The sequence below is a fragment of the Falsiroseomonas sp. genome, assembly GCF_051859025.1.
In the GTDB taxonomy this organism is placed as follows: Bacteria; Pseudomonadota; Alphaproteobacteria; order Acetobacterales; family Acetobacteraceae; genus Falsiroseomonas.
Genome location: NZ_JBHYGL010000001.1, coordinates 820,363 through 844,767, shown reverse-complemented (window position 1 = coordinate 844,767; position 24,405 = coordinate 820,363). Strand labels below are relative to the sequence as shown.

Below are 24,405 nucleotides of genomic sequence, written 5' to 3'. Positions count from 1 at the left end.
CATCTCGGTGCCGATGACCCTGCCCATCCTCATCGGCTCCGAGATCTATCGCGGCTCCACCTATGGCCCGAAGCATCCCCTCGCGATCCCGCGCGTCTCCACCACGCTCGACCTGGTACGCGCCATGGGATGGGTGGCTCCGGGGCAATACCGCGACAGTCCGCGCGCGACGCCGGAGGCCCTGACCCGCTTCCACCACCGAGACTACATCGCCGCCCTGATGCAGGCCGAGGCGACGCAGCAGGTGGACCCCGGCCACCGCGAGCGTTTCCGTATCGGGGCCGATGGCAACCCGGTGTACCGGGAGGTCTTCTCCCGCCCTGCCACGGGCGCCGGTGGGGTGACGCTGGCGGCGCGGCTGACGCGGGATGGCGGGGTGGTGCATGTGCCGGGCGGCGGCACCCATCATGGTCGGCCGGACCGCGCGAGCGGCTTCTGCTACCTCAATGACGCGGTGCTGGGCCTGCTGGAATGGCTCGACCTCGGGCTCGATCGCATCCTCTACCTCGACATCGATGCCCATCACGGCGATGGGGTGGAGGACGCCTTCGCGGATGATCCGCGCGTGCTCACCGTCTCGGTCCATGAGGCCGGGCGCTGGCCGCATACCGGGCGCGTGGAGGACCAGGCCGGCGGCCATGCCCGCAACCTGCCCGTGCCGCCGGGCTTCAACGACAGCGAGATGGATTTTCTCCGCGCGCATGTGATCCTGCCGCTGATCCGGCACTGGAAGCCGCAGGCGATCATGCTGCAATGCGGGGCGGATGCGATCGAGGAAGACCCGCTCTCGAAACTCAGCCTCTCCAACAACGCGCACCGCGCCATGGTGGCGTCGCTGCGCGGCCTGGCGCCGCGCCTGATCGTGCTGGGCGGCGGCGGCTACAATCCCTGGTCCGTGGCGCGCTGCTGGGCCGGAATCTGGGCCACGCTGAACGACCTGCCCATCCCGCCCCGCATCCCGGAAGCCGCGGAGGCAGTGCTGCGCGGCCTGAGTTTCTCCCGCGCCGCCGGCCGCAACCCGCCGGAACACTGGTTCACCACCATCGCCGATGCCCCCCGGCCTGGCCCGGTGCGGGAGGAGGTGCGCGCCCTGGCGCCCGCGACGCTGCGGGTGCTGCCGGAGCCTTCCGGCGCGCGCGAAGCCGCTGCTATGCTGCGCCCATGACCCGACGCAAGACGCTGCTCTCCACCCTCGGCCTGATCGCCGCCCCCCTGGCCGCGCAGGCGCAGCCCGGCGTGGACCGCCCGCAGCCGAAGCTGCCGACGGAGCGCCTGGTGATCGTCGGCCGCGAAGGCCGCCGGCACGATTTCGACGTGGAAATGGCCATCAGCCCCGACCACCAGATGATCGGCCTGATGTTCCGCCCCTCCGTCGGCGCGAATGAGGGCATGATCTTCGACTGGGGCAGCCCGCGCGAAAGCTCCATGTGGATGCGCAACACCATCACCTCGCTCGATATGCTGTTCATCGCCGCCGATGGCCGCATCCACCGGATCGCGGAGCGCACCGTGCCCCTCAGCCTGACGCCGATCGACAGCCGCGGCCCCGTGCGCGCGACGCTGGAATTGCAGGCCGGCATCACGGAAAAGCTCGATATCCGCGTGGGCGATCGCGTGCTGCACCGGATGTTCGGCACCGCGCCGTAGGGCTTCACGCCAGGCGGGCGGCCACCACCCGCCACGGCCTGGCGGTTTCCCGCGCGGCCCCTCGCGCCGCGCCATCCTCGATCCAGGCGATCCGCCCCGCCGCGCCCGGCTGCAACAGGCCGAGGCCGATGATCGCGCCGCCCTCCACCACCAGCACCACATCGCCGGCGCGGGCGGGTTGTGTCGGGTCGCAGAGCAGCACATGGCGGGGCTGCAGCAGGCCGCGCGGCTCCGCCAGCATCACCGCCACCATGCCCGGCTCCGCCGGTGCCAGATCCTCCGCTGCCAGGCGCCGCGCCGGGGTCGTGCCCGGCAGCAGCCGGTCCTCGCCTTCCCGGAACAGCGGCAGGCGGCGGCCAGGCGGGGCGGCCAGGGGAGCGGCCAGGGGGGTGACCTCCGGCCGCAGCGCCGCTTCCGCCAGGCCGAGCAGCCCCGCCAGCGCCTGGCGCAGATCCTCCGGCAGGCGGCGCGGCGTGCCGCGGGCGATGAATTGCTGGAGGTAGCTGGGATTCCGGCCGAGCCGCAGCGACAGCGCCTTCAGCCCCAGGCGCCGTTCCTGCGCCGCTTCGAGGATGCGGGCACGCACGGGGTCGGGCGGGATGTTCCGGGTTGCCATGATGTTCACGCTCTGTCGTGGCGGAGATGCGTCAGGAAGGACGAAACAGGATAGCGGTAGCCATCAGATAAGGAAACTTCCGCTCATCGCCCGGCATTCCGATCGCGACACCATGCCTCGCCCGGGATTGCGACCTACTGCTGCGTAGTGCCAGGATACGGGAATAATTGAACGAGACGGCCGGGCCACCGAGCCCCGTGCCGCCGCAAGGGGAAACGAGCCATGGTCACCGTCACGCCCAATGATTCCACCCTCGGCGCCAGCATCACCGGCATCGATCTTTCGAAGCCCATGGGCGATGCGGAGTTCGCCGCGGTGCTCCGCGCCCTCGGCCGCTATGGCGTGCTGTGCTTCCCGGGGCAGTTCCTGGAAAGCGCCGCGCTGCGCGATTTCTCCGCGCGCTTCGGCAGCATCCAGACCTCCATCACCGGCAAGTTCCAGGACAAGGACGTGCCGGAGGTCGGCTTCCTGTCGAACATCGTGGAGAACGGCGTCGCACTCGGCATCAACGATGCCGGGCAGGATTGGCACACGGACATGTCCTACCGGGACACGATGGGCTTCGTGAATGTGCTGAACGCCTTCAAGGTGCCGAAGCGCGACGGCACGCCGCTGGGCAACACCATGTTCGCCAACATGCACGCCGCGTACGACGCGCTGGACCCCGCGCTCCAGACGAAGCTGGCCGGCCTGACGGCCACGCATGACTTCAACAAGTTCTGGGACAAGATGGTGAGCCGCCCCGGCAGCATCCGCCCGCCGTTGACCGCGGAGCAGCGCGCCAAGCGCCCACCTTCCGTCCACCCGATCTTCCTGACGCACCCCATCACCGGCCGCCAGGTCCTCTACTGCAACCCCGGCTATGCCGTGCGGATCAATGAGCTGGATGAGGCCGAGAGCAACCGCATCCTCGACATCCTCTTCGCCCATCAGCTGGAGGATCGTTTCCTGCACACGCATGTGTGGACGGAAGGCGACGTGCTGATCTGGGACAATATCGGCACGCTGCACAATGCCATCCCGGACTACCTGCCCCACGAACACCGCCTGATGAAGCGCTGCCAGGTGATGGCGGACCAGGTCTTCCAGACCGATTTCATCCAGCGCGCCCTGGCCGCCTGAGGATACCGCCTGATGCGCTGGATCAAGTTCACGGCCGAAGGCCGCACGGCCTATGGCATCCTCGAAGGCGACCGCATCGCGGAAGTCGCGGGCGATCCCTTCGCGGGCTACGAGACGACCAGCCGCCGCCATGACCTGGCGGCGGTGAAGATCGAGGTTCCGCTGATCCCGCGCACCTTCTACGCCGCCGGCCTCAACTACGTGGAACACGTGATCGAGGGTGCGAAGAAGCGGGGCGAGACGCCGAACATCCCGACCAAGGCGGATATCGGCTACCGCGCCGTCAACGCCCTGGTCGCGCATGACGAGAATGTCTTCATCCCCGCCGATGCCGGGGAGAAGATCCACTATGAGGGCGAGATCGTCGCCGTCATCGGGAAGAAGGCCAAGAACCTGAGTGAGGCCGAGGCCCTGTCCTGCGTCATGGGCTGGACCATCGGCAATGATGTCTCCGAACGCACCTGGCAGAAGAACGACCGCACCTTCTGGCGCGGCAAGAATACCGACACCTTCAAGCCCATGGGCCCTTGGATCGACACGGATTTCGACATGGAGGCGGCGACCACCAATGTCCGCCTGAATGGCGAGATCCGTACCAGCTTCGCCACCGGCCACATGCTGTTCAGCACCGCGCATTTCATCAGCGTGATGACGAAGTACCTGACGCTTTGGCCCGGCGACGTCATCTGGCTGGGCACCGATGGCGTCAGCCCTGATCTGAAGCATGGCGATGTCGTGGACATCGAGATCACCGGCCTCGGCAATCTGAGAAACACCTTCGTGCGGGAAGGCATGTGACGATGCTGGTAGCAGCCGACCGCGTGCGCGCGCAGATCGCCGCCATCCTCGACGCCTGGGGCATGTCCCCCGATTTGGCCGCCACGACGGTGGAGGCGATGACGGAAACCGACCTGCTGGGCGTGGATAGCCACGGCATCTCCATGCTCATGACCTATGAGAAACGCGTGCAGGAAGGGAAGGTGAAGCTGACCGTCCCGCCGCGCGTCGAGAAGCGCACCGCCTGCACGGCGCTGGTCGATGGCGGCGATGGGCTCGGCCATCCCGTCTCCGCCTTCGCCATGAACCTGGCGGTGGACATGGCGAAGGAGGTGGGCGTCGGCGTCGTCTGCGTGCGCAACTCCCACCATTTCGGCGCGGCCGGCGTCTATGCCCGCATCGCCGCGCGGCGCGGCGCCATCGGCATGGTCACCAGCGCCACGCGTGGCGTCGCCATGGTGCCGACGCGGGGTGCGATGCCCGTGCTGGGCACCAACCCGCTGGCCTTCGCGGCGCCGGCGAAGCGCAACCGCGACTTCGTGCTGGACATGGCGACCACCACGACCGCGGCGGGCAAGGTGAAGGTCTACGACCTCAACAACAAGCAATTGCCTTCGGGGTGGGTGCTGGAGGCCGATGGCACGCCGGTGGCGGACCCGAAGCGCGGCATGCAGGTGGTCTTCGACGAACCCGCCGGCGGCCTCTCTCCGCTCGGCGGCAGCCCGGAGATGGCGAGCCACAAGGGCTATGGGCTGGCGATGATGGTCCACATCCTCGGCGGCACGCTGGTCGGCGCCTCCTTCTCCCCCATCCGCAACCGCACCCAGAAGCCCGAGGATCCCGACAGGCTCGGCCATTTCTTCATGGCGATCGATCCCGCCGCCTTTCGCGAACCCGGCGAGTTCGAGGATGACCTGGACGCGGTCATCGATGTCATGCACGCGACGCCAGCCTCCGACGCCGCCCGCCCCGTGCTGGTGGCCGGCGATCCGGAAGATGCGGAACGCGTGCGCCGGCTGGAACACGGTATCCCGGTGCCGGAGGCGCTGGACAAGCATATCCGCGCCATCTGCGAACGCAGCGGGGCGCCATACCTCTTGAGCTGACAACGAAGAACACGAACGGGGAGGCAGCAATGAAAAAGACAGGGATGGTTGCCGCGGCACTTCTGTGCGCGGTGGGGGCGCAGGCGCAGACGCTGCGCATGGGCGTCGGCGCGCAGATCACCTCCGCCGATCCGCATTTCCACAACATCTCGCCCAACAACGCCTTCGCCTCCATGATCTTCGACAACCTGCTGGAGACGGATGCGAATGCGCGGCTGATCCCGATGCTGGCGGAAAGCTGGCGTACGGTCGCGCCCGATGTGTGGGAATTCAAGCTCCGCCGCGGCGTGCGCTTCCACAACGGCAACGACTTCACGGCGGAGGACGTGGCCTTCACGCTGGAACGCATCCCGCAGGTCATCAACAGCCCGGGGTCCTTCCGCACCTACACCCAGGCCATCCGCGGCGTCGAGATCGTGGACAGCCACACCATCCGCTTCCGCACCAACGGCCCGGCACCCCTGGTGCCGACGGATCTGGCGCAGGTGCCGATGCTGGACCGGGAGACGCATACCGGCGTCACCACGGAAGCCTTCAACACCGGCCGCGCCACCATCGGCACCGGCCCCTTTCGCCTGACGAATTTCCGCAGCGGGGATCGCGCCGACCTGACGCGCAACGATGAATACTGGGGCCGCCGCCCGGCCTTCCAGACCATCGACTACCGCATCATCACCAACGATGCCGGCCGCACCGCATCCCTCCTCGCCGGCGATGTCGACCTCATCGACCAGGTGCCGACGCCGGACATCGAACGCCTGCGCCGCAACGATCGCCTCACGCTGAGTGAGATCGATGCCATGCGCTACATCTACTTCGCGATGGACCACATGCGCACGGGCCCGTCCCCCTTCATCACGGACAATGAAGGCCGCCAGCTGGATCGCAACCCGCTGAAGGATGTCCGCGTCCGCCGCGCCCTGTCGCTCGCGATCGATCGCGCGGCCATCGTCTCCCGCGTCATGGAAGGGGCTGCGACGGCCACGGTGCAGGTCATGCCGCCCGGTGCCATCGGCTTCGTGCCGGACCTTCCCGTGCCCCGCGCGGATGCCGATACGGCGCGGTCCCTGCTGGCGGAGGCCGGCTATCCCAACGGCTTCCGGCTGACCGTGCATGGCCCGAATGACCGCTACCCCAATGATGCCCGCATCGTGCAGGCCGTCAGCCAGATGTGGACGCGCATCGGCATCCGCACGCAGGTCGATGTCTCGCCCTATGCCAGCTTCATCGCCCGCGCCAGCCGGCAGGAATACTCGGCGTTCCTCGTCTCCTGGGGCTCCTCCACCGGCGAACCCATGGCGGGGCTGCGGAGCGTCGCCGCCAGCTTCGACCAGGCGCGCGGCACCGGCGCCGTGAATCGCGGCCGCTATTCCAACCCGGCCTTCGATGCGGCGCTCGCCGCCGCCGCCAATGAACTGGACGATGCGAAGCGGGAGGCGATGCTGCAGGATGCGACGCGGATGCTGATCGCCGATGTCGGCATCATCAGCACCCACCTGCAGAAGAACATCTGGGCGATGCGCCGCGGCATCGCGCATGAGGCGCGGGTGGATGAACGCACCCGCGCCCAGGATGTGAGCCTGCGCTAACCGCGCAAACCATCCCACGCCGCGCGCGCGACGCGGCCGATGGTGGCGAAGCTGGCCGCGAAGCCGGGCATCCCGTCCGGCATCGTGTCCGGCACCCAGTCGGTGGCGGCCGCCAGGATGAACAGCGGCTTGTCACCGTCATAGACGATGCCGGCGTCCATGCGGCCGCGCCGGCCGCGGCCGGTCTTGTGCGCGACCTTGGTGCCGAAGGGCAGCAGGTTCGGGATCAGGTTGCGCAGCAGCTGCCAGGTCAGGATCTGCAGGCCGAGTTGGCACAGCGCCGACGAACAATGCAGCTTCGCCGCCGCTGCTTCGTCCGTGGTGCCCTTCAGGATGGCGTGCAGCAGGTTCACCTGGTCCGCCTGGGTGGTGCTGGCCGTCGCTTCCACCGGATGGTCCCAGCCGATGCCGAGCGGCGGGATCAGCCCGCGATGCCGCGTGCCGACCATGCCGATCGCCTGGCAATAATCGTCGATCGCGCCGGGGCCGAGGCGTTCCAGCACCGCCTGGGTGCAGACATTGTCGCTGGTGATGATCATGTTCACCAGCACGTCGCGGAAGGGGATGACGCAATCCGGCGTCATGTAGCGATAGGTGCCGGAAGCGACATCCTTCTGCAGCCGCGCCCCCAGCGTCACCGGCGCGTCCAGCCGCAGCTTCCCCGCCTGCACCGCGGCCAGCGCCGCCATCATGATGGAGATCTTGCGCACGCTGGCCGATGGCGTCTCCACCGATCCCTCGCGGTCGATCTCCTGGCCCGTCGCCAGGTCGCGCAGGAAGTAGCGCGTCTTGAAGGGCTGCTCGTCGCAGATGGCGTCGAGCCTGGCCTTGAGCTGTTGCACCCGCTTCCTCCTGTGTCTTGGGCGGCAACTCTATGATGGGGCAGGGGGGCTGGCTACCGGAGGGTAAGGGGAGAGGAAAGGAAGGAAAAAGCCTCAGGTTGCCTTCGCCACCCATTCCGTGGGATTGCCACCCCTCGCCGGTCGGGGCGTGGCGCAGCCTGGTAGCGCGCCTGTTTTGGGTACAGGAGGTCGTGGGTTCGAGTCCCGCCGCCCCGATGCCGGCCACTCCGAAAATCCCTTTAAATCAGCCAGTTCCAGCCATGCGCTGCTTCGCGCAGGACGCCGGCCGTTGACGCTGGAAGGCCCCGTTCGAAGTCGATTTGCCGGCAGTTGAGTACCCCGTGAGTACCCAGGCACGGCACGGTGGCATGCGAATCACCAAGCGGACCTGCGAGGATCTGGCCGAGCGCGACCCGAACAGGCCCAAGAAGACTCACTGGGACGACGACCTGACCGGCTTCGGCCTCCGCCACAAGGCGAAGGTCAAGCTTCATCCTCCGCTACCGGGCAAAGGGGGAGCCGGGGCAGCGCTCCGCCACCTTCGGCCACTGGTCCGCCATGCTCCCCGACCGCGCCCGGTAGGAAGCCTCCCGGATCCGCATGCAGGCTCGCCTGGGCTGGGACGCCATCGCGGACCGGCGCGAGGAGGCCCGTGCGGCCCGCCAGGCGGCCGAGGGACCGGGCCAATCCCCATCTCACGCCTGCGCGACACCAGGCGGGCCGCCACGGAGGCCCAGATGGCCAAGAAGGAGGCCCTGGGGGAGAGCGTGGTCGACGAGCGCGAAATGCTGCGCATCGAGGCCAAGAGCGTCCGCCCAGCCATCGGCGCCCAGACCGTCGGCGCCTTCGCCCCAGAGCACCTGGGCTTCCGGCGCTCTGAGGCGGCGCGGATGTGCCATTGGACACTTGGCGATCTCGGCTGCGGCGGCGCGCTGCTTGCGCTCTGTCGGCAAGACCAGCGCGAGCCGGCATCAACGGCGCGTCCGCCAAAGACGGAGCCGCCATGAATGCTGCGGAGCATGGCCTCAAGGCGACCCGTAATATCCACGAGGAATAATACGATGAGTTTTGAAGAGTTGTGTCACATGACATGACGCCGCGGGCGCCATATAAATCAACAACAATAATGAAGAATATGGATCGACCGGATTGATTCTTCGGAATTATTCTGGTGGCGTTCACTTTAAATGTTGGCGCGGGACATTGATGCGTTGGTTCGGTCGACCATGGTCACTTCGGGCGCTCCGCTGGCGTCAATTGTTCTGCGATCCCAGCGCTGACCGCCAGCGCCGCCGCCCCGCCTTCGCGCCCAGCAACCTTTCGATGTGCGGGTGACGGGGTGCGCTTCGGCAAGATGGTGCTACGCGCCGCATGGCGGCGACTGCCTCGTGAGATGCGGCGCGGCCTCCTGTTCGGCGGCATGGTGCTCGTGGCGCCCGGGCCTGCCAAGCGGCCGGAACCCACTGGCCCCGTGACGGTCGGGGGATTCTTTTCGGCGCCAACCGGGCTCGGCGAGGGTGCGCGGCGCATGCTGCACGGCATGCGTGAGCAGGGGCTCCAGGCCGCCATGGCCGATCTGACCGGCGCGCTGGGGCAGGGTGCCCAGCCAGAGCCGCTGCGGCGCGTTGTGCCCGGTCCGGGAACGCTCGTGCTGCACGTCAACGGCTTCATGTTGCCCTGGGCGCTGGCGGCGCTTGGTCGTGCGGCGGTCGGGCCGAAGCGCATCGTCGGCTATTGGGCCTGGGAACTGCCGGATCTGCCGCCGGATTGGCAGCGCGGATTCGGCGCCGCGCATGAGATCTGGGTCCCGAGCCGTTTCGTGGCAGATGCGGTCCGTCGCGCCGGCACAAGGCCAGTGCGTGTCGTGCCGCATCCAATGCCGGTGCCAGACCCGGCACCACTTGGCAGGGATGCGTTCGGCTTGCCGGTGGACGCCTTCGTGACCCTTGCGATGTTCGACGCGGGGTCGTCACTCGCCCGCAAGAATCCGCTTGCAGCGATTCGGGCGCACCGCGAGGCCTTCGGCGATCGGCGGGACTGCATCCTGGTGCTCAAGACGCACGGCACCCGCGACGCCGGCGCCGCCTGGGCTGAGGTCGCTGCCGCCGCGCAGGGGCCCAACATCCGCATTCTCGACACCGTGCTGCCGGAGCGCGACCGCTGGGCGCTCATGGCGGCGGCGGATGTCCTGGTTTCGCCCCACCGGGCTGAGGGCTATGGGCTGTCCATCGCCGAGGCCATGGCGCTTGGTCGGCCGGTCGTGGCGACCGGTTGGTCCGGCAACATGGATTTCATGACCGGGCTTGGTTGCCACGCCCTGCCGTACCGGCTGGTTCCGGCAGAGGATCAGCAGGCCACCTACCATTTTCCCGGGATGCGGTGGGCCGACCCTGACGAGGCCGCCCTGGCTGCCGTGCTGCGACGATTGCGGCAGGAACGACAACGCCCGGCGCCGATAGCCTTTCCCACGCCAGACTACGCAAGCCTTCTCGGCCGGTCCGCAGCGGTGTGACGATGCACATTCAAGGCGTGCACCCCACGCTGCCCGGCACTGCGCCAGCAGCGCGGCCACGGGCGAAGTCGAAGACCGGCCCCTTCCACGGCGTGGAAGGCCCTGCCGGTGACCGCATCCAGAGGATCTGCGCTCAGGGCGTCGGCGCTGGCGTGCTGTCCCTTGCAGGCGGCGCAACCCGTCAAGGCCCTGGCCCGGCGCGATACGCGCCTATGCGCCGATCTCGCGGCGCCCTTTCCTGCCAGCGCTACCGTTTCTCGTAGGGCGTTTCGATCGGATCGGCATGCTGGATCGTACAACCGTTCAACCGCCATCGAGCGGCGCAGAGCTTGACGCGATCATGGAGCGGATGCGCGCCGAGATCGCGGCCCAGCGACAGGCCGTCGCTGCGAATTCGCTCGCGCCCGATGTGCTGCCGAAGCGGATGTCGGCGTTCGCCGGGATGTCGGAGGATGGCTTCCTGGAGGCAGCCTTCCGCGCGACGCTTGGCCGCTCACCCACACCGGCGGAGCGCGAACTGGCGGTCTGGCAAGTTCGCGGCCGCATGACGCGTGCGGTGATGCTCGAGCGGATGCTTGCGTTGCCGGAGGTCAGGGCGCGGGGTGTCAGGATCGCTGGAGTTCGGTGGCAGGCCTTCCTTGACCGTGTGCGCCGCCTGCTCCGCGAGTCAGGCGTCACGGCCCGGCTCAGCACGCTGCGCCGTGTGGCCCGGGGTCTGCGGCTGTTGTTGCGGGCCGCGCCTCGCCTCGCCCGGATCGACGAGGCGCTGGCGGCGACCCGCCAGGCCGCCGTCGCGGAGCAGACGCAGCGGTTCACATCGTTCGTTCTCCAGCAGACGGAGTTGCAGCGCGTCGTCGTATCGCGGCTGACCGCGCTCGACGGCGGGCAACCGAGCCTGGCTCTGGCGCGTATGCTGGCCGAAGCGGCTGCTGAATCGACGCTTCCTGATGCGTCAGCGCTCGCGTTGCTCCGCGGCGCCCCCGGCCCTGTCACGGCGCCCGGCGCCTCGGCCGAACAGCGCGCCGTGCTCTCCGCAGCAGGGCTTGAACTCGCCCAGGAGGGTCAAGCAGCCGGCGCGCTTCTCATCCTGCCCGGCGCGACGCTCGCAACGCTTGACGCGCTGATGGCCAACACCCCGGCGTCGCTGGCGCCGGGAGGCTTCGTCATGCTGCCAGCTGCCAGCGATGCGGCGGGAGTGGCGACCGCGGCCACGCCGGTCACGGCGGCCTCGGACGTCCTGCTCCGCCGGCTTGCCGCTGCTCACCGCCTGTCCTGGGAGGAGGCTGGGCACGGAATGCGTCTGGCCCGGAGGGCAGCCTGATGCCCGGGGCGCAAGCATGGCAGCCGCAGCCTGCCACGGATCCCAGGCGGCCTGCGCCGCGATGGCAAGAGTTGCGGGCATCCTCCGCTGCTCCGGCGGCAAACAAGCGAAGCGGTTCCCTGATGAGCCCCCATGAGGCGCGCGAAGGTGGCGCCCCCATGCAGTCTATATGAGACGCCCAAAAGTGGCGGTCCTCGCCGTGACCCCGCAGGCCGGCGAGGTAGGCGGGGCAGAGCGCCTCTTCTCGGGCCTCGCCGCCGCGCTCTGCGATCATGGTCTTGATGCGGAGATCGTATCGGTTGCGTCCAGTGAAGGCGACTTCGAGGGTGTCCGGCGTACTTACCTGCGATTCTGGGATCTCGACCTTGGGCGCTTCGATGGCGTGGTGTCCACGAAGGCGCCGTCCTACGTCGCGCGCCATCCGAACCACGTCTGCTACCTCATGCATACCATGCGCGTGTTCTACGACATGTTTGCGATCGAGCGGCCACATCCCACAGCGGAGGATCTGGCGCAGCGCGATGCGGTGCATCGCATGGATCGGCTTGCGCTGCGGCCGCCGCGGGTGCGCCAGCTCCTGGCGATTGGTGAGGAAGTGCGGCTGCGCCTGCTATCCTCGCTTGGCCTGGATGCCGTAGTGGTGCGCCATCCTTCCACCCTCGCAGGGCTGGCCCCCGGCAGGGCCGTGCAGCGGCGTGTGCTGGTCGCGGGGCGGCTGCACCGATGGAAGCGCATCGAACTCGCGATCAGGGCGATGGCCCATGTGCCAGGCGACATCGAGCTGTTGATCGCGGGCACCGGCGAGGATGAGGCGCCGCTGCGCGCGCTTGCCGCGGGCGATTCCCGCATCCGGTTCCTCGGCAGGGTGGAGGATTCGGAACTGGCGAGGATCTACTCGGAATCGCTCGCCGTGCTGTTCGTCCCTGTGCGTGAGGATCTCGGGCTGGTCACGCTGGAGGCCTTCGCCTGCGCCCGGCCGGTGATCACATGCGTTGACAGCGGTGAGCCGGCACGGCTTGTCCGTGAAGGAAACTCGGGGCTGGTGGCGCTGCCCGATCCGGCATCGCTCGCCGCGGCCATCAACTGTCTGGCGGCCGATCCGGCTCTTGCCTCGCGCCTGGGTGAGGCGGGACGGCAGCATGGCCATGCGATCACCTGGCATGATGTTGGACGTACCCTGGCCCTTGCACTCTCACCCGGCTTCGTGCGGTTCGCGCCATGACCGGGTCCTCTTCGCCACGCCCTCTGGAAACCTCGATTCGCATGACTCCGGAAACCGGCCGTCAGCTCCGCTTTGCCGTGCTCGACATGCAGGTGATCGATCCGCCAACCGGCGGCAGCCGGCAGCGCCTGCTCGGCCTGTTCGGGCAACTCGGCAGCGCGACGGCTTATGTCGGCACCTGGGATTGGCGCGGTCAGTCGGAGCGGAAGCAGATGCTGACGGCGACGCTGCAGGAGCATCTGGTACCACTCACGCCAGCCCATTTCGACGCGGTCGAGCGCGAGGCAGCCCATATCAACGGCGGCACCGTCATCGATGTCACCTTTCATCGCCTGGCAGCGCTTTCACCCGGCTACGTCGCCGCGGCTCGTGCTGCCGCCGAGGTGGCGGATGTGGTCATCTTCTCGCATCCCTGGTGTTGGCCGTTGGTGGCACCCGTGATGCGCCCCGACCAGCTGCTGGTCTACGATGCGCACAACGTCGAGGGGCTGCTGCGCCTCGGCCTGCTCGACGATGGCGCGCGGGGAACGGCGCTGGCGCGCGACGTAGTGCGACTCGAACTGGAGCTCTGCCGTGCGGCGGACCTCATCCTGGCGTGCTCCGCCGAGGATGTGGACGGCTTTATCCGCCTTTATGGCATTGATGGCACGAAGATCCGCATCGTGCCGAACGGCGCCTTCGCCGCCGCGCTGTCGCCCGCCGCCGCGAAGGAGCGCGAGGAGGTTCGCGGCCGGCTGGGGCTCGATGCGTCGCCGCTCGCCTTCTTCATCGGCAGCGATTATGGCCCCAATGGCGATGCGGCGCGCTTCATTGCCGACCGCCTGGCGCCCGCGCTGCCGGACACGCGCTTCGTGATTGCCGGCGCCGTCGGCCAGAGCCTGGCCGGCCGGGCGCTGGCCGCGAACGTCAGGGTCACCGGCGCGATCGAGGAGTCGGCGAAGGCCGATTGGCTCCGCGCCGCCGACATCGCCGTGAACCCGATGTTTGCGGGTTCGGGCACCAACGTGAAGATGCTGGACTATTTCGCCGCAGGATTGCCGGTGGTGACCACGCCGACCGGCGCGCGGGGGCTGGGTGGCGCCGCCGGGGCCATGCGCATCGCCGATGCGCCGAGCTTTGGCGAAGCGGTGCGGAGTTTGGTCGCCGATGCGCCGCTGCGGCTGGACATGGCGGCCGCGGCGCGGCGTGCCGTGGAACGGCAATTCGGATGGGACCGGATCTCGCCTGCCACCGGGCGGCTGCTCGCATCGCGCGCCGCCAGGCGGGGACCCGCGCCGTTCTTCAGCGTGGTGGTGCCGACCTATTGCCGCCCGGCACATCTCGACCGCCTGGTCGCGCATCTGGAGCAGCAGCGCTGCCGCGACTTCGAGGTCCTGGTGGTGGACCAGAGCCCGGAGGCCTGGTGCGGCGCCGCCTGGAAGCACGGCTTCCCGTTGCGCTATGTGCGGACGGACACGCGCAGCGCCGTCATTGCACGCAACCTCGGCGCCGACCTCGCTGCCGGCGCCGTGATCGCCTTCACCGACGATGACTGCGAGCCGCATCCCGGCTGGCTGGAGGCGGCACGACCCGCTTTCGACGAGCCTGGCGTCGTCGGCCTGGAGGGGCTGATCCTATCAGACAAGGTAGGCGACCCGGAGTGGCGCTCGGTAACGAATGATGGATTTGAAGGCATTGGTTTCATGACGGCCAATCTCTTTGTCCAGGCCAACGCCTTCCACCGCCTGGGCGGCTTCGATGGCGACTTCGAGGAACCGCATTTCCGCGAGGACACTGACCTCGGCTGGCGGTTGCAGGCCATTGGTAAGGTCAATTTCTCACGTGAAGCCTGGGTGTTTCACCCACCGCACCGTCGCACGGAGGAGCGTGAAAGCCTGCAGGCACGCAGCCGCTTCTTCGAGAAGGACGCGCTGTTGCTTCGCAAGCACCCTGGCCGGTATCCGGCGCTGTTCCGCGCCGAGGCACAATGGACCCACAACCCGTATTTCCGCGAGCATCTGCTGCGCGGCGCGGCGCGGTATGGCGTCACCGTGCCAGACGAGCTCCTCGATCTGATTCAATGAGCAGCGGCACCAACTCCGCGTTCCGGACGGGGCGGCCCCCATTGAACGGGAAAAGCGGCCTACCCGGCTGACGGACCGATGGAACCGAGCGCCTTTGGAGGCAGGGGGCGGGCAGGATGCCCCGCGTCGCCGCCGACCGGGGGGCGCGGGCGCTATCGGCCGGCGGTCCAGCAGGGCTGTCCTCACGGCTGTGTCGGTTCCGCATGGGGTTGGCGCCCATCGCCGCCCCGATGCCGCCGCTTTCCCGCAGGCCCCGCCGGGTGTATCCTGGGGGCCCGAGTACCATACCGAGGAAGAGCGTCGCCGCATGTCGCGCGAAAGCCAGACCGCCCGCATCTATCGCCAGCCGAAATCCGCCATGCAGTCCGGCCGCGCCCGCACCGCCGATTGGGTCCTGGCCTTCGCGCCGCTCGGCCCGAAGCGGATCGACCCGCTGATGGGCTGGTCCGGCTCGGGCGACACCAACGCCCAGGTCAACCTGCGCTTCCCAAGCCAGGAAGCCGCCATCGCCTATGCCCAGGCCCGCGGCATTTCCTATGACGTCGAAGCGACCCCGCTGGTGAAGGCAGACATCAAGCCCAAGGCCTATGCCGACAATTTCCGCTTCGGCCGCACCGAGAACTGGAGCCACTGAGCGTTTTGCACCCGTAGCTCAGCTGGATAGAGCATCGGATTTCTACTCCGTTGGTCGGGGGTTCGAATCCCTCCGGGTGCGTGCCTACCCCCCAACCACCAGCTTCAACAGCGGGTTCGGGAAGCGCCGGCGGCGCGTGATGGCGTAGAAGGCCTCATGCAGCGCGGGCAGGCGGCAATGTTCCACCAGCACGCCGGCCTCCAGCTCATCCACCACCACCACCGGCGGCACCAGCGTCACCGCGCCTGATTCGCGCGCCAGCAGGCGCAGCATGGCCATGTCATCCACCTCCGCCAGCAGGCGGGGGGTCATGCCGGCCTCATCCATCAGGCGGTCGAAGCCGGCGCGCAGCGTGCTGCCGCGGCCTGGCAGCACCAGGGCTTCCGTCGCCATGTCCTCGGGGAAGCGCAGGGGCGCGGCGCGCCTGCGGCCCACCAGGCTCACCGGCTGGTCGGCCACCAGCGTGTTCTGCCATTCGCTGTCCGCCCCGATCGTCGCGGGCTGGTTGGCCAGCACCAGGTCCAGCGCATGGGCCTCCAGCTGGCCCAGCAGATCCTCGAAGCCGCCGGACCGGATCTCCAGCCCCACCTCCTCACGCCCCAGCAGCGGCCGCAGCAGTCCGAGCTGGAAGTTGCGCGAAAGGGTCGCGACGGCGCCGACGCGCAACACCTGCCGCCGCCCGGGCGCCAGGCCCTTCAGCGTGTCCAGCAATTCCTCGCCAGACCGGAACACCGTCTCCGCATGGGCCAGCGCGATGCGACCGGCTTCGGTCAGCAGCAGCCCGCGCCCGCGGCGTTCGAACAGCTTCTGCCCCAGCTGCGCCTCCAGCGCCGCCACCTGCACCGACAGGGCGGATGGGGAGACGTTCAGCAGCTGCGCCGCGCGCGTCAGCGATCCCTCCCGCGCCACGGCGTGAAAGTAGCGGAGGTGGTGGTAGTTCAGCGCGGCCATGCCGTTCTTTCTGTCTGATAGAACGATCCGTTTCAATCTTTGAATTTTTCGGAATTGATTACCGAAGCTACATCCGCGCCTCCCCACCACGGAGGCTTCTTCCCTTGTCCGCCTGGCTGATCCTGCTCGCGCCCCTGGTGCCCGCCCTGGTGGCCTGCCTGCCGCGTCCCGATGAGGCGCCGCGACGCATGGTCACGCTGTCCATCGCCGCCGCGCTCTTTGCCCTCGCCATCGCGGCGGTCACGGCGCTGGCGGTCGCGATCGGCGGACGGATCACGACGCCGACGCTCGGCGCGGCGGGAATCGGGCTCGGCCTGCATGTCGATGGGCTGTCGGCCGCGGTGTTCCTGCTGGTGGCCTTCATCGGGACGGTGGTGCTGCGGTACTCGAAAAACTACCTGGCGGGGGATCCGGGGCAGGGGCGGTTCCTGCGCTGGATGTCGCTGACCTTGGCCGCCGTGCTGCTGCTGACCATCGCGGGCAATCTGGCGCTGTTCTTCCTGGCCTGGGTCGCGACCTCCATCGGCCTGAACCGGCTGCTGCTGTTCTACCCGCACCGGCTGGGGGCGGAGTTGGCGGCCAAGAAGAAGTTCATCGCCAGCCGCGTCGGCGACCTCTGCCTGCTGATGGCCGCCTGCCTGCTGCTGGGCGCCTTCGGCACGCTGGAATTCGCGCCCCTCTTCGCCGCGGCGAAGGGACATGCGCAGGCCGACATGCCCACCATCCTGGCGGGGCTGCTGATGGTGGCGGCCGCGCTGCTGAAATCCGCGCAGTTGCCGGTGCATGGCTGGCTGGTGGAGGTGATGGAGACGCCCACCCCCGTCTCCGCCCTGCTCCATGCCGGCATCATCAATGCCGGCGGCTTCCTGGTGCTGCGCATGGCGGACCTCGTCGTGCTCTCGGCGCCGGCGATGGAGATGCTGGTCGTGGTCGGGGGCGCCACCGCGCTGTTCGGGTCGCTGGTGATGCTGACGCAGACCTCGGTGAAGGCGCAGCTGGCCTACAGCACGGTCGCGCAGATGGGCTTCATGATGCTGCAATGCGGCCTTGGCGCCTTCGCCGCGGCGGCGCTGCACCTGCTGGCCCATTCGCTCTACAAGGCGCACGCCTTCCTGGGTTCGGGCAGCGTGGTGGACCAGGCGCGCGCGGCCTGGGTGCCGCAGGGCGCGCCGCATCCCGCGCGCGTCGGCCTTGCTCTGGCGGCGGCGCTGGCGGGCTTCGGCGTGGTGGCGTCGCTTGGTGGCTGGGATCCCGTCTCCCACCCCGCGGCCTTCGTGCTGGGCGCGGTGCTGGTGATGGGCCTCGTCCATCTCGGCGCCCAGGCCTTCGAGGGTGTCTCCGCCCCAGCCCTGGCCGGGCGCGTGGCCGGGCTGGCCGCGCTGGTCGCTGTCGGTTGGTTCGTGCTGCAGGGCGCCGCGCAGCATCTCTTCGGCGCGAGCCTGCCGCCGGCGCCGGCGCTGCGGGGGCCTTTCGACGCGGTGCTGCTGGTGCTCGTTGTCGCCAGCTTCGCCGGGGTCATGCTTTTCCAATCCGCCATGGCGGCCTCGGGGCGGGGCCAGGCGGGCCAGCGCTTCTGGCTGGCCGCGCATGTCCACCTTTCCAGCGGCCTCTACCTCAACACCCTCGCCAACCGGCTCGTGCTTCGGCTGTGGCCGGCGCGGCCGTGACGGGAATCGATGACATGACCATCCAGAACCCCATCGCCATCGCGCCCTCCGCCGCCACGCTGGCGGGCGACCGCATGGCCCTCGAATCCGCGATCCATGAGGCCTGCGCGCGCATCGCGCCGCTCTGGCCGCTGCGGGGCTTCGTCGCGGTGAACCCCTTCCTGGGCTTCACCGGGCAGGGCTTCGCCGATACCTGCGCCACCATGCGCCGCGTCGCGCGGGTGGACATGCTGATGCCGCGCGATTTCTACCGGGATGCGCTGGCGCAGGGCACGATCGACGATGCGGCGCTGGAAGCGGCGCTGGCCGCGTCCCCCGCCATTCCCGGCGCGCCCGGCGATGTCGCCTCGCTCCGCGCCGCGGCGCAGCAGGAACGCAACTGGGACCAGACCCTGCCCGGCGCCCAGCACCCCGCCGCCATCGCCACGGTGGCGGAGGTGCTGGACAGCCTCTCCGGCGGGGATCGGGAGGCATCGCGCACGCGGTTCATGGTCGATGAGATCTCCCGCTGGTGCGGCGCCTATTTCGATGAGGGCCAGGCCAGCTGGCGCCTGCCCATCCGGCACCTGTCCCCCTACGCCGCCTGGCGGGCGACGGCGCGGCATGACCGCAACCCGGAAGCGATGGGCATCCCCGGTTTCAGGGGCGCTGTCCTCACGCTGCCATGCGACCCGGTGGAGGCGATCGGCGCCGTGCTGGCCGGGCTGCGCATCCCGGAGCGGGCGCGGGCGGATTATCTGCATCGCGCGCTGTTCGATATCCGTGGCTGGGCCGCCTATGCGCGGCACCTCGGCTGGGTCGCGGCGCAGCAGGGCCGGGATGACGGCGCGCTGGTCGGGCTGCTCGCCATCCGGATCGCCTGGGGCTGGGGGCTGTTCCAGGCGCGGTCGCAGGATGGCCGGTTCCGGCGCGCCTGGACCCACGCCATCGCCGCCGCCGCCTCCGCGCCGCGGGACGGGCAGTTGGGGCTGGATGCCGAACTCGCCACCGACCTGCTGCTCCACCAGGCCTATGAGGAAGCGGCCAGGCGCCGGCTGGCGGCGCGGCTGCGCGGCCACGCGGCGGCGGCACCGCTGCGCCTGCCCGCCCGCCCCGCGATCCAGGCCGCCTTCTGCATCGATGTGCGGTCGGAGGTCTTCCGCCGCGCGCTGGAAACCGCGATGCCGGGCGCGGAGACGATCGGCTTCGCCGGCTTCTTCGGCTTCCCCATCGAATACGTCCCCTTCGGCCGCAGCCGCGGTGCCGCGCATTGCCCCGTGCTGCTGAAGCCTGCCTTCACGGTGTGCGAAGCCGTGCAGGGCGCGACCCCGGCGGAGGAGACGGGCCTGCACGCGCTGCGGCGCCTGCGGCAGCGGGCGGAGCGTGCCTGGAAGGCCTTCCGGCGCTCCGCCGTCTCCTCCTTCACCCATGTGGAGACGGCCGGCCTGTTCTTCGGCGCCAAGATCGCCTCCGACAGCCTCGGCCTGACGCGCACCGTGGCGCATCCCCGGGATGCGGCGCTGGATGCCGCGACCGCCGCGCGGCTCGGCCCGCGGATCGAGGCGAAGGAGGAAGCCGGCCGCCTGACCGGCTTCGACGACGCCCAGCGCCTGGCGATGGCGGAGGCCGTGCTGAACGGGATGTCGCTTGCCGGCACGACCTTCGCCCGCCTGGTCCTGCTGGCCGGCCATGGCAGCACCACGGTCAACAACCCGCATGCCGCCGGCCTGGATTGCGGTGCCTGCGGCGGCCAGACCGGGGAGGCGAATGCCCGCATCGCCGCCGCCATCCTGAACGACCCGGCGGTGCGCAGCGGCCTGGCCGGCAAGGGCATCCAGATCCCCGACGACACCTGGTTCCTGCCCGCTCTGCATGACACGACGACCGATGCCGTGGCGCTGTTCGGCGCGGAATCGGTGCCGGCCAGCCACGCCGACGACCTGGCGCGGCTGCGGGACGCGTTGGACCGCGCCGGTGCCCTGGCCCGGATGGAACGCGCCACGCTGCTCGGCCTTGAAGGGACGCTGGACCTCGATGCGCGGATCACCGCCCGCAGCCGGGACTGGTCGGAGGTCCGGCCCGAATGGGGCCTGGCCGGCAACGCCGCCTTCATCGCCGCGCCCCGGAGCGTGACGCGCGGCCTGGCCCTCGGCGGCCGCGCCTTCCTGCATGACTACGACGCGGCGCAGGACGCAAGCGGGGGCGTGCTGGAGTTGATCATGACGGCGCCGCTGGTCGTCGCCTCCTGGATCAACCTCCAGTATTTCGGCTCCACCGTGAACAACGAAGCCTTCGGCAGCGGCAACAAGGTGCTGCACAACGTCATCGGGCAGTTGGGCGTGCTGGAAGGCAATGCGGGCGACCTGCGCGCCGGCCTGCCCTGGCAATCCGTGCATGACGGGGCGCGGTTCGTGCACGAACCGCTGCGCCTGTCCGTCTTCATCGCCGCGCCGGAAGCGGCGATGGAGGCGGTGATGGCGAAGCACCAGGGCGTGCGCGACCTGGTGGAGAATGGCTGGCTGCACCTGCACGCCCTGGCGGAGGAAGGCCGGGTGATCCGCCGCCGGGTGCCGGGCGGGGGCTGGGTGGAGGAAGGCTGAGCCGGCCGGGCCGGGCAGGGGGCGCCCGCCTGGCGGCGGGCCGGGCAGGCGGCGCCCGCCTCCGGCGGGCCGGGCAGGGGACGCCCGCCTCCGGCGGGCCGGGCGACTCCGGCCTGATTCGGGGCTGTCGAGGGGCTGATCCGGGGCGGGTGGCTGTGGGCGGGGCAATTGGCGCAAAAACGCTGGTCGTGCTAGGGCTTGCGCGCGTCCGGGGCGTGCCGCGGGAAGCCCTGCCAGGGGCCTCCCGCCGTGGCCACCTTCCCGGATGCCCGGGAAGCGCCTAAGCCCCTCCACGGACCACCGAACGCAGCCCGGCCTCTCCCTCACCCAGGGGGGGCGGGACCGCCACAAGGATGCCACGTTGAGCGACAAGCCGACACCGCCTGACGAGCCGAAGAGCGACATCGCCCCCGTCGGCCTCGAAGACGAGATGCGCCGCTCGTATCTCGACTATGCGATGTCCGTGATCGTCTCCCGCGCCCTGCCGGATGCGCGGGACGGGCTGAAGCCGGTGCATCGGCGAATCCTCTTCGCCATGCATGAAGCCGGCTATACGCATGACAAGCCGCACCGGAAATCGGCGCGCGTGGTCGGCGACGTCATGGGCAAGTATCACCCGCATGGCGATGCTTCGATCTATGATGCGCTGGTGCGCATGGCGCAGCCCTTCTCGATGCGGGTGCCGCTGATCGACGGCCAGGGCAATTTCGGCAGCATGGACGGCGATCCGCCGGCGGCCATGCGCTACACCGAAGTGCGCCTCGCCCGTGCCTCCGCCGCGCTGCTGGAGGGGATCGACGAGGATACCGTCGATTTCCAGTCCAACTACGACGAATCGGCGCAGGAACCGAAGGTCCTGCCTGCCGCCTTCCCGAACCTGCTGGTGAATGGCGCCGGCGGCATCGCCGTTGGGATGGCGACCAACATCCCGACGCACAACGCCGGCGAAGTCATCGACGCCACCCTGCTCATGATGCGGGAGCCGGATACGACGCTGGATGAGGTCATGAAGATCATGCCGGGGCCGGACTTCCCGACCGGCGGGTTGATCCTCGGCCGCGCCGGCATCCGTTCGGCCTTCGAGACCGGGCGCGGGTCCATCCCGCTGCGCGCCCGCGCGACGATCGAGGAGATGCGCGGCGGCCGGTCCATGATCGTCGTCACGGAGATCCCCTACCAGGTCAACAAATCCACCCTGATCGAGAAGATCGCGGAACTGGTCCGCGCCAAGGCGATCGAGGGCATCAGCGATTTGCGCGACGAAAGCGACCGCGATGGCCTGCGCGTCGTGGTGGAGCTGAAGAAGGACGCGACGCCGGAGGTGGTGCTGAACCAGCTCTACCGCTTCACCCAGCTCCAGACCTCCTTCGGCGTGAACTTCGTGGCGCTGGACGAAGGCCGCCCGCGCCAGATGGGGCTGCTGGATGCCATCCGCGCCTTCATCCGCTTCCGTGACGAGGTGTTGCAGCGGCGGTCCCGCTTCCGCCTGAACAAGGCGCGCGACCGCGGCCACCAGCTGATCGGCCTGGCCATCGCGGTGGCCAATATCGATGAGGTCATCGCCGTGATCCGCGCCAGCGCGGATGCCGCCGCCGCGCGCGCCTCGCTGATGGAGCGGGACTGGCCCGCCGGCGATGTCGGCGTGCTGCTGGAACTGGTCGATGACTACCGCAACGTCATCTCCCCCGAAGGCACGGTTCGCCTGACGGAGGAACAGGCCAACGGCATCCTGGCGCTGCGCCTGCAACGCCTGACGGGGCTGGAGCGGGAGAAGATCAACGCGGAGCTCAGCGAGGTCGGCGCCACGATCCGCGGGCTGCTGGAAATCCTCGGCTCCGCCATCATCCGCCGCGAAGTGATGGTGCAGGAACTGGCCGCGGTGCGCGCCCAGATCGCCACGCCGCGCATGACGGAAATCGTCGATGGCTATGCCGAGCAGGACGACGAAAGCCTGATCGAGCCGGGCACGATGGTGGTCACGCTGACGCGCGACGGCTACGTCAAGCGCACGGGCCTCGACGTGTTCCGCAGCCAGAATCGCGGCGGCCGCGGCCGCAGCGGCGCGGCGACGCGGGAGGACGACATCGTCGTCCGCAGCTTCGTCGCGCACACCCACCAATGGGTGCTGTTCTTCACCAGCCGCGGCATCGCCTTCCGGGAGAAGATCTGGCAGCTGCCCGAAGGCGGCGCGACCGGCAAGGGACGCAGCCTGCGCCAGGTCCTGCAATTGCAGGACGGCGAACAGGTCACCGCCGTGCTGCCGCTGCCGCAGGATGAGGGGCTGTGGGAGAACCTGCACCTCGTCTTCGCGACCAAGCAGGGCAATGTCCGGCGCAACAAGCTCTCGGACTTCAAGAATGTCCGCGCCATGGGCCTCATCGCCATGAAGCTGGAGGAGGGTGACAGCCTGATCGGCGTCGCCACCTGCCGGGAAGGCGATGACGTGATGCTGGCCACCCGCAACGGCCGCTGCATCCGCTTCCAGGCGGAGGCCGAACAGCTGCGCGTCTTCGCGGGCCGCGACAGTTCGGGCGTGCGCGGCATCCGCCTGCTGGGCGATGACAGCGTCATCTCGCTCGCCGTGCTGACGCATGTGGAGGCCGACCAGGACGATCGCACCGCCTATCTCCGCTACAGCGCCCAGAAGCGCCGCGCGGCAGGTGAGGAGGTTTCCGCCGATGCGGAGGCCCCCGCCACCGCGGAGGAGGGTGAGGAAGCCCCCGCCGCGTCGCACGACGTCTCCGATGCCAGGTTGCAGGAGATGGAGGGGCTGGAGCAGATCCTGCTGGTCGTTACCGACCGCGGCTTCGGCAAGCGCAGCTCGGCCTACGAATACCGCGTCACGGGCCGGGGCGGGCAGGGGATCACGAACATCACGCTCTCCGCCCGCACGGGGCGCGAAGTGGTGGCGACCTTCGCCGTGCGGCCTGGCGATGGCGCCATGCTGGTGACGAATGGCGGCCGCCTCATCCGCCTGCCGGCCGACCAGGTGCGCGTCACGGGCCGGTCCGCCATGGGCGTCACGCTGCTGCGCCTGAACGAGAATGAGCGCGTCACCTCCTGCTTCCCGGTCATGGAAACGCCGGGCTCCGAGCCGGGGGATGACAGCGCCACCGAAGCGACGACCGGGGATGCGACGCCCGGTGAAGGAACCGCCGATGCCTGAGCTTCGCGTCGGGATCTATCCCGGCACCTTCGACCCCGTCACCAACGGGCATCTCGACGTCATCGCCCGCGCCGCCAGGCTGGTCGATCGGCTGGTGGTCGGCGTCGCCATCAATGCCGGCAAGGGCCCGCTGTTTCCGCTCGATGAACGGGTGGAACTGGTGAAGGCGGAAACCGACAAGATCGCCGCGCAGGCGGGGTCGGAGATCCAGGTCGTGCCCTTCACGGGCCTGCTGGTGGAATTCGCCCGGCAATATGGCGCGCGGATGATCATCCGGGGACTGCGCGCGGTGTCCGACTTCGACTATGAATTCCAGATGGCGGGAATGAACCACCGGCTCGCCCCGGACGTTGAGACCGTGTTCCTGATGGCCAGCGAAACGAACCAGTTCATCTCCTCCCGCTTCGTGAAGGAAGTCGCGACGCTGGGGGGCGATGTCTCCTCCTTCGTCCCGCCGCTGACCCTCGACCGCACGCTGGTGCGCGTGCGCAGCCGCAAGGAAGCCGCCGAATGACCGTCCCGACCACCCGCCGCCAGGCGCTGATCGCCGCCGCCGGCCTCGTCGCCGCGCCCACGCTGATCCTGCCGCGC

At 69.3% G+C, this 24,405-nt stretch carries 19 protein-coding genes and 2 tRNA genes; 18 read left to right on the top strand and 3 right to left on the bottom strand.

Annotated elements, in window-relative coordinates; all coding sequences use genetic code 11:
- Positions 1 to 13: 13 nt before the first annotated feature.
- Together ACTIE5_RS04100 and ACTIE5_RS04095 are read left to right on the top strand one after the other, a co-directional pair.
- Positions 14 to 1,165: an acetoin utilization protein AcuC gene (locus ACTIE5_RS04100; RefSeq protein ID WP_439548652.1), complete on the top strand. Its 1,152-nt coding sequence runs from the start codon at positions 14 to 16 to the stop codon at positions 1,163 to 1,165.
- The gene (locus tag ACTIE5_RS04095; protein WP_439548413.1) at positions 1,162 to 1,647 is read left to right on the top strand and encodes a DUF192 domain-containing protein; all 486 of its coding nucleotides are present in this window, start codon (positions 1,162 to 1,164) and stop codon (positions 1,645 to 1,647) included. Before ACTIE5_RS04100 ends, ACTIE5_RS04095 begins: the two co-directional genes overlap by 4 nt.
- Before the next feature lie 4 nt (positions 1,648 to 1,651).
- Here ACTIE5_RS04095 and ACTIE5_RS04090 read toward each other — a convergent pair whose 3' ends face one another.
- Positions 1,652 to 2,263: a hypothetical protein gene (locus ACTIE5_RS04090; protein ID WP_439548412.1), complete on the bottom strand. Its 612-nt coding sequence runs from the start codon at positions 2,261 to 2,263 to the stop codon at positions 1,652 to 1,654.
- Between the two features lie 222 nt (positions 2,264 to 2,485).
- On the opposite strand from ACTIE5_RS04090, the gene ACTIE5_RS04085 reads away from it, so the two are divergent.
- From ACTIE5_RS04085 to ACTIE5_RS04070, 4 genes are read left to right on the top strand one after another with little or no spacing between them, the layout of a single operon-like run.
- Positions 2,486 to 3,385: a TauD/TfdA dioxygenase family protein gene (locus ACTIE5_RS04085; protein ID WP_439548411.1), complete on the top strand. Its 900-nt coding sequence runs from the start codon at positions 2,486 to 2,488 to the stop codon at positions 3,383 to 3,385.
- A gap of 12 nt (positions 3,386 to 3,397) precedes the next feature.
- A complete protein-coding gene (locus ACTIE5_RS04080; protein WP_439548410.1) occupies positions 3,398 to 4,183 on the top strand; it encodes a fumarylacetoacetate hydrolase family protein in 786 nt (261 codons plus the stop codon).
- Positions 4,184 to 4,185: 2 nt separating this feature from the next.
- The gene (locus ACTIE5_RS04075; RefSeq protein WP_439548409.1) at positions 4,186 to 5,268 is read left to right on the top strand and encodes an Ldh family oxidoreductase; all 1,083 of its coding nucleotides are present in this window, start codon (positions 4,186 to 4,188) and stop codon (positions 5,266 to 5,268) included.
- A gap of 29 nt (positions 5,269 to 5,297) precedes the next feature.
- On the top strand, positions 5,298 to 6,857 hold the full coding sequence (locus tag ACTIE5_RS04070; protein WP_439548408.1) for an ABC transporter substrate-binding protein: 1,560 nt from the start codon (positions 5,298 to 5,300) through the stop codon (positions 6,855 to 6,857).
- Here the strand turns inward: ACTIE5_RS04070 and ACTIE5_RS04065 are convergent.
- Entirely contained in the window at positions 6,854 to 7,699 is an 846-nt protein-coding gene (locus ACTIE5_RS04065; RefSeq protein WP_439548407.1) for a serine hydrolase, read from the bottom strand. The genes ACTIE5_RS04070 and ACTIE5_RS04065 overlap by 4 nt on opposite strands.
- Positions 7,700 to 7,841: 142 nt before the next feature.
- On the opposite strand from ACTIE5_RS04065, the gene ACTIE5_RS04060 reads away from it, so the two are divergent.
- The 8 genes from ACTIE5_RS04060 to ACTIE5_RS04025 all read left to right on the top strand — a co-directional run bounded on the left by ACTIE5_RS04060 (position 7,842) and on the right by ACTIE5_RS04025 (position 15,532).
- Positions 7,842 to 7,915, top strand: a tRNA-Pro gene (locus ACTIE5_RS04060).
- 521 nt (positions 7,916 to 8,436) lie between these two features.
- Entirely contained in the window at positions 8,437 to 8,706 is a 270-nt protein-coding gene (locus ACTIE5_RS04055) for a hypothetical protein (RefSeq protein WP_439548406.1), read from the top strand.
- A 332-nt stretch (positions 8,707 to 9,038) separates the two neighbouring features.
- Positions 9,039 to 10,211, top strand: coding sequence for a glycosyltransferase family 4 protein (locus ACTIE5_RS04050; RefSeq protein WP_439548405.1), 1,173 nt, complete (start codon positions 9,039 to 9,041; stop codon positions 10,209 to 10,211).
- A 283-nt stretch (positions 10,212 to 10,494) separates the two neighbouring features.
- Positions 10,495 to 11,532, top strand: coding sequence for a hypothetical protein (locus ACTIE5_RS04045; RefSeq protein WP_439548404.1), 1,038 nt, complete (start codon positions 10,495 to 10,497; stop codon positions 11,530 to 11,532).
- A gap of 184 nt (positions 11,533 to 11,716) precedes the next feature.
- Positions 11,717 to 12,754 (top strand): glycosyltransferase family 4 protein, encoded by a 1,038-nt coding sequence (locus ACTIE5_RS04040; RefSeq protein ID WP_439548403.1) that lies wholly within the window; start codon positions 11,717 to 11,719, stop codon positions 12,752 to 12,754.
- Between the two features lie 41 nt (positions 12,755 to 12,795).
- Positions 12,796 to 14,817: a glycosyltransferase gene (locus ACTIE5_RS04035; protein WP_439548402.1), complete on the top strand. Its 2,022-nt coding sequence runs from the start codon at positions 12,796 to 12,798 to the stop codon at positions 14,815 to 14,817.
- A 307-nt stretch (positions 14,818 to 15,124) separates the two neighbouring features.
- A complete protein-coding gene (locus tag ACTIE5_RS04030) occupies positions 15,125 to 15,451 on the top strand; it encodes an ETC complex I subunit (protein ID WP_439548401.1) in 327 nt (108 codons plus the stop codon).
- 7 nt (positions 15,452 to 15,458) lie between these two features.
- Positions 15,459 to 15,532 (top strand) — tRNA-Arg (locus tag ACTIE5_RS04025).
- Positions 15,533 to 15,535: 3 nt separating this feature from the next.
- Here ACTIE5_RS04025 and ACTIE5_RS04020 read toward each other — a convergent pair.
- The gene (locus tag ACTIE5_RS04020) at positions 15,536 to 16,402 is read right to left on the bottom strand and encodes a LysR family transcriptional regulator (protein ID WP_439548400.1); all 867 of its coding nucleotides are present in this window, start codon (positions 16,400 to 16,402) and stop codon (positions 15,536 to 15,538) included.
- A gap of 104 nt (positions 16,403 to 16,506) precedes the next feature.
- Here ACTIE5_RS04020 and ACTIE5_RS04015 point away from each other — a divergent pair, with 104 nt between their 5' ends.
- From ACTIE5_RS04015 to coaD, 4 genes are all read left to right on the top strand, one after another.
- Entirely contained in the window at positions 16,507 to 18,069 is a 1,563-nt protein-coding gene (locus tag ACTIE5_RS04015) for an NADH-quinone oxidoreductase subunit L (protein WP_439548399.1), read from the top strand.
- A gap of 14 nt (positions 18,070 to 18,083) precedes the next feature.
- Entirely contained in the window at positions 18,084 to 20,648 is a 2,565-nt protein-coding gene (locus tag ACTIE5_RS04010) for a YbcC family protein (RefSeq protein WP_439548398.1), read from the top strand.
- Positions 20,649 to 21,009: 361 nt separating this feature from the next.
- Positions 21,010 to 23,814: a DNA gyrase subunit A gene (gene gyrA / locus ACTIE5_RS04005; RefSeq protein WP_439548397.1), complete on the top strand. Its 2,805-nt coding sequence runs from the start codon at positions 21,010 to 21,012 to the stop codon at positions 23,812 to 23,814.
- Entirely contained in the window at positions 23,780 to 24,328 is a 549-nt protein-coding gene (gene coaD, locus ACTIE5_RS04000) for a pantetheine-phosphate adenylyltransferase (RefSeq protein ID WP_439548396.1), read from the top strand. Before gyrA ends, coaD begins: the two co-directional genes overlap by 35 nt.
- Positions 24,329 to 24,405: the final 77 nt, after the last annotated feature.

What these genes read in the sequence shown, in the direction of transcription:
- ACTIE5_RS04070 (WP_439548408.1), top strand. Translation starts at nt 5,298, where the DNA reads ATGAAAAAGACAGGGATGGTTGCCGCGGCACTTCTGTGCGCGGTGGGG.
- ACTIE5_RS04030 (WP_439548401.1), top strand. Translation starts at nt 15,125, where the DNA reads ATGTCGCGCGAAAGCCAGACCGCCCGCATCTATCGCCAGCCGAAATCC.
- ACTIE5_RS04085 (WP_439548411.1), top strand. Translation starts at nt 2,486, where the DNA reads ATGGTCACCGTCACGCCCAATGATTCCACCCTCGGCGCCAGCATCACC.
- ACTIE5_RS04045 (WP_439548404.1), top strand. Translation starts at nt 10,495, where the DNA reads ATGCTGGATCGTACAACCGTTCAACCGCCATCGAGCGGCGCAGAGCTT.
- ACTIE5_RS04075 (WP_439548409.1), top strand. Translation starts at nt 4,186, where the DNA reads ATGCTGGTAGCAGCCGACCGCGTGCGCGCGCAGATCGCCGCCATCCTC.
- coaD (WP_439548396.1), top strand. Translation starts at nt 23,780, where the DNA reads ATGCGACGCCCGGTGAAGGAACCGCCGATGCCTGAGCTTCGCGTCGGG.
- ACTIE5_RS04095 (WP_439548413.1), top strand. Translation starts at nt 1,162, where the DNA reads ATGACCCGACGCAAGACGCTGCTCTCCACCCTCGGCCTGATCGCCGCC.
- ACTIE5_RS04020 (WP_439548400.1), bottom strand. Translation starts at nt 16,402, where the DNA reads ATGGCCGCGCTGAACTACCACCACCTCCGCTACTTTCACGCCGTGGCG.
- ACTIE5_RS04035 (WP_439548402.1), top strand. Translation starts at nt 12,796, where the DNA reads ATGACTCCGGAAACCGGCCGTCAGCTCCGCTTTGCCGTGCTCGACATG.
- ACTIE5_RS04100 (WP_439548652.1), top strand. Translation starts at nt 14, where the DNA reads ATGACCCTGCCCATCCTCATCGGCTCCGAGATCTATCGCGGCTCCACC.
- ACTIE5_RS04010 (WP_439548398.1), top strand. Translation starts at nt 18,084, where the DNA reads ATGACCATCCAGAACCCCATCGCCATCGCGCCCTCCGCCGCCACGCTG.
- ACTIE5_RS04090 (WP_439548412.1), bottom strand. Translation starts at nt 2,263, where the DNA reads ATGGCAACCCGGAACATCCCGCCCGACCCCGTGCGTGCCCGCATCCTC.
- ACTIE5_RS04055 (WP_439548406.1), top strand. Translation starts at nt 8,437, where the DNA reads ATGGCCAAGAAGGAGGCCCTGGGGGAGAGCGTGGTCGACGAGCGCGAA.
- ACTIE5_RS04080 (WP_439548410.1), top strand. Translation starts at nt 3,398, where the DNA reads ATGCGCTGGATCAAGTTCACGGCCGAAGGCCGCACGGCCTATGGCATC.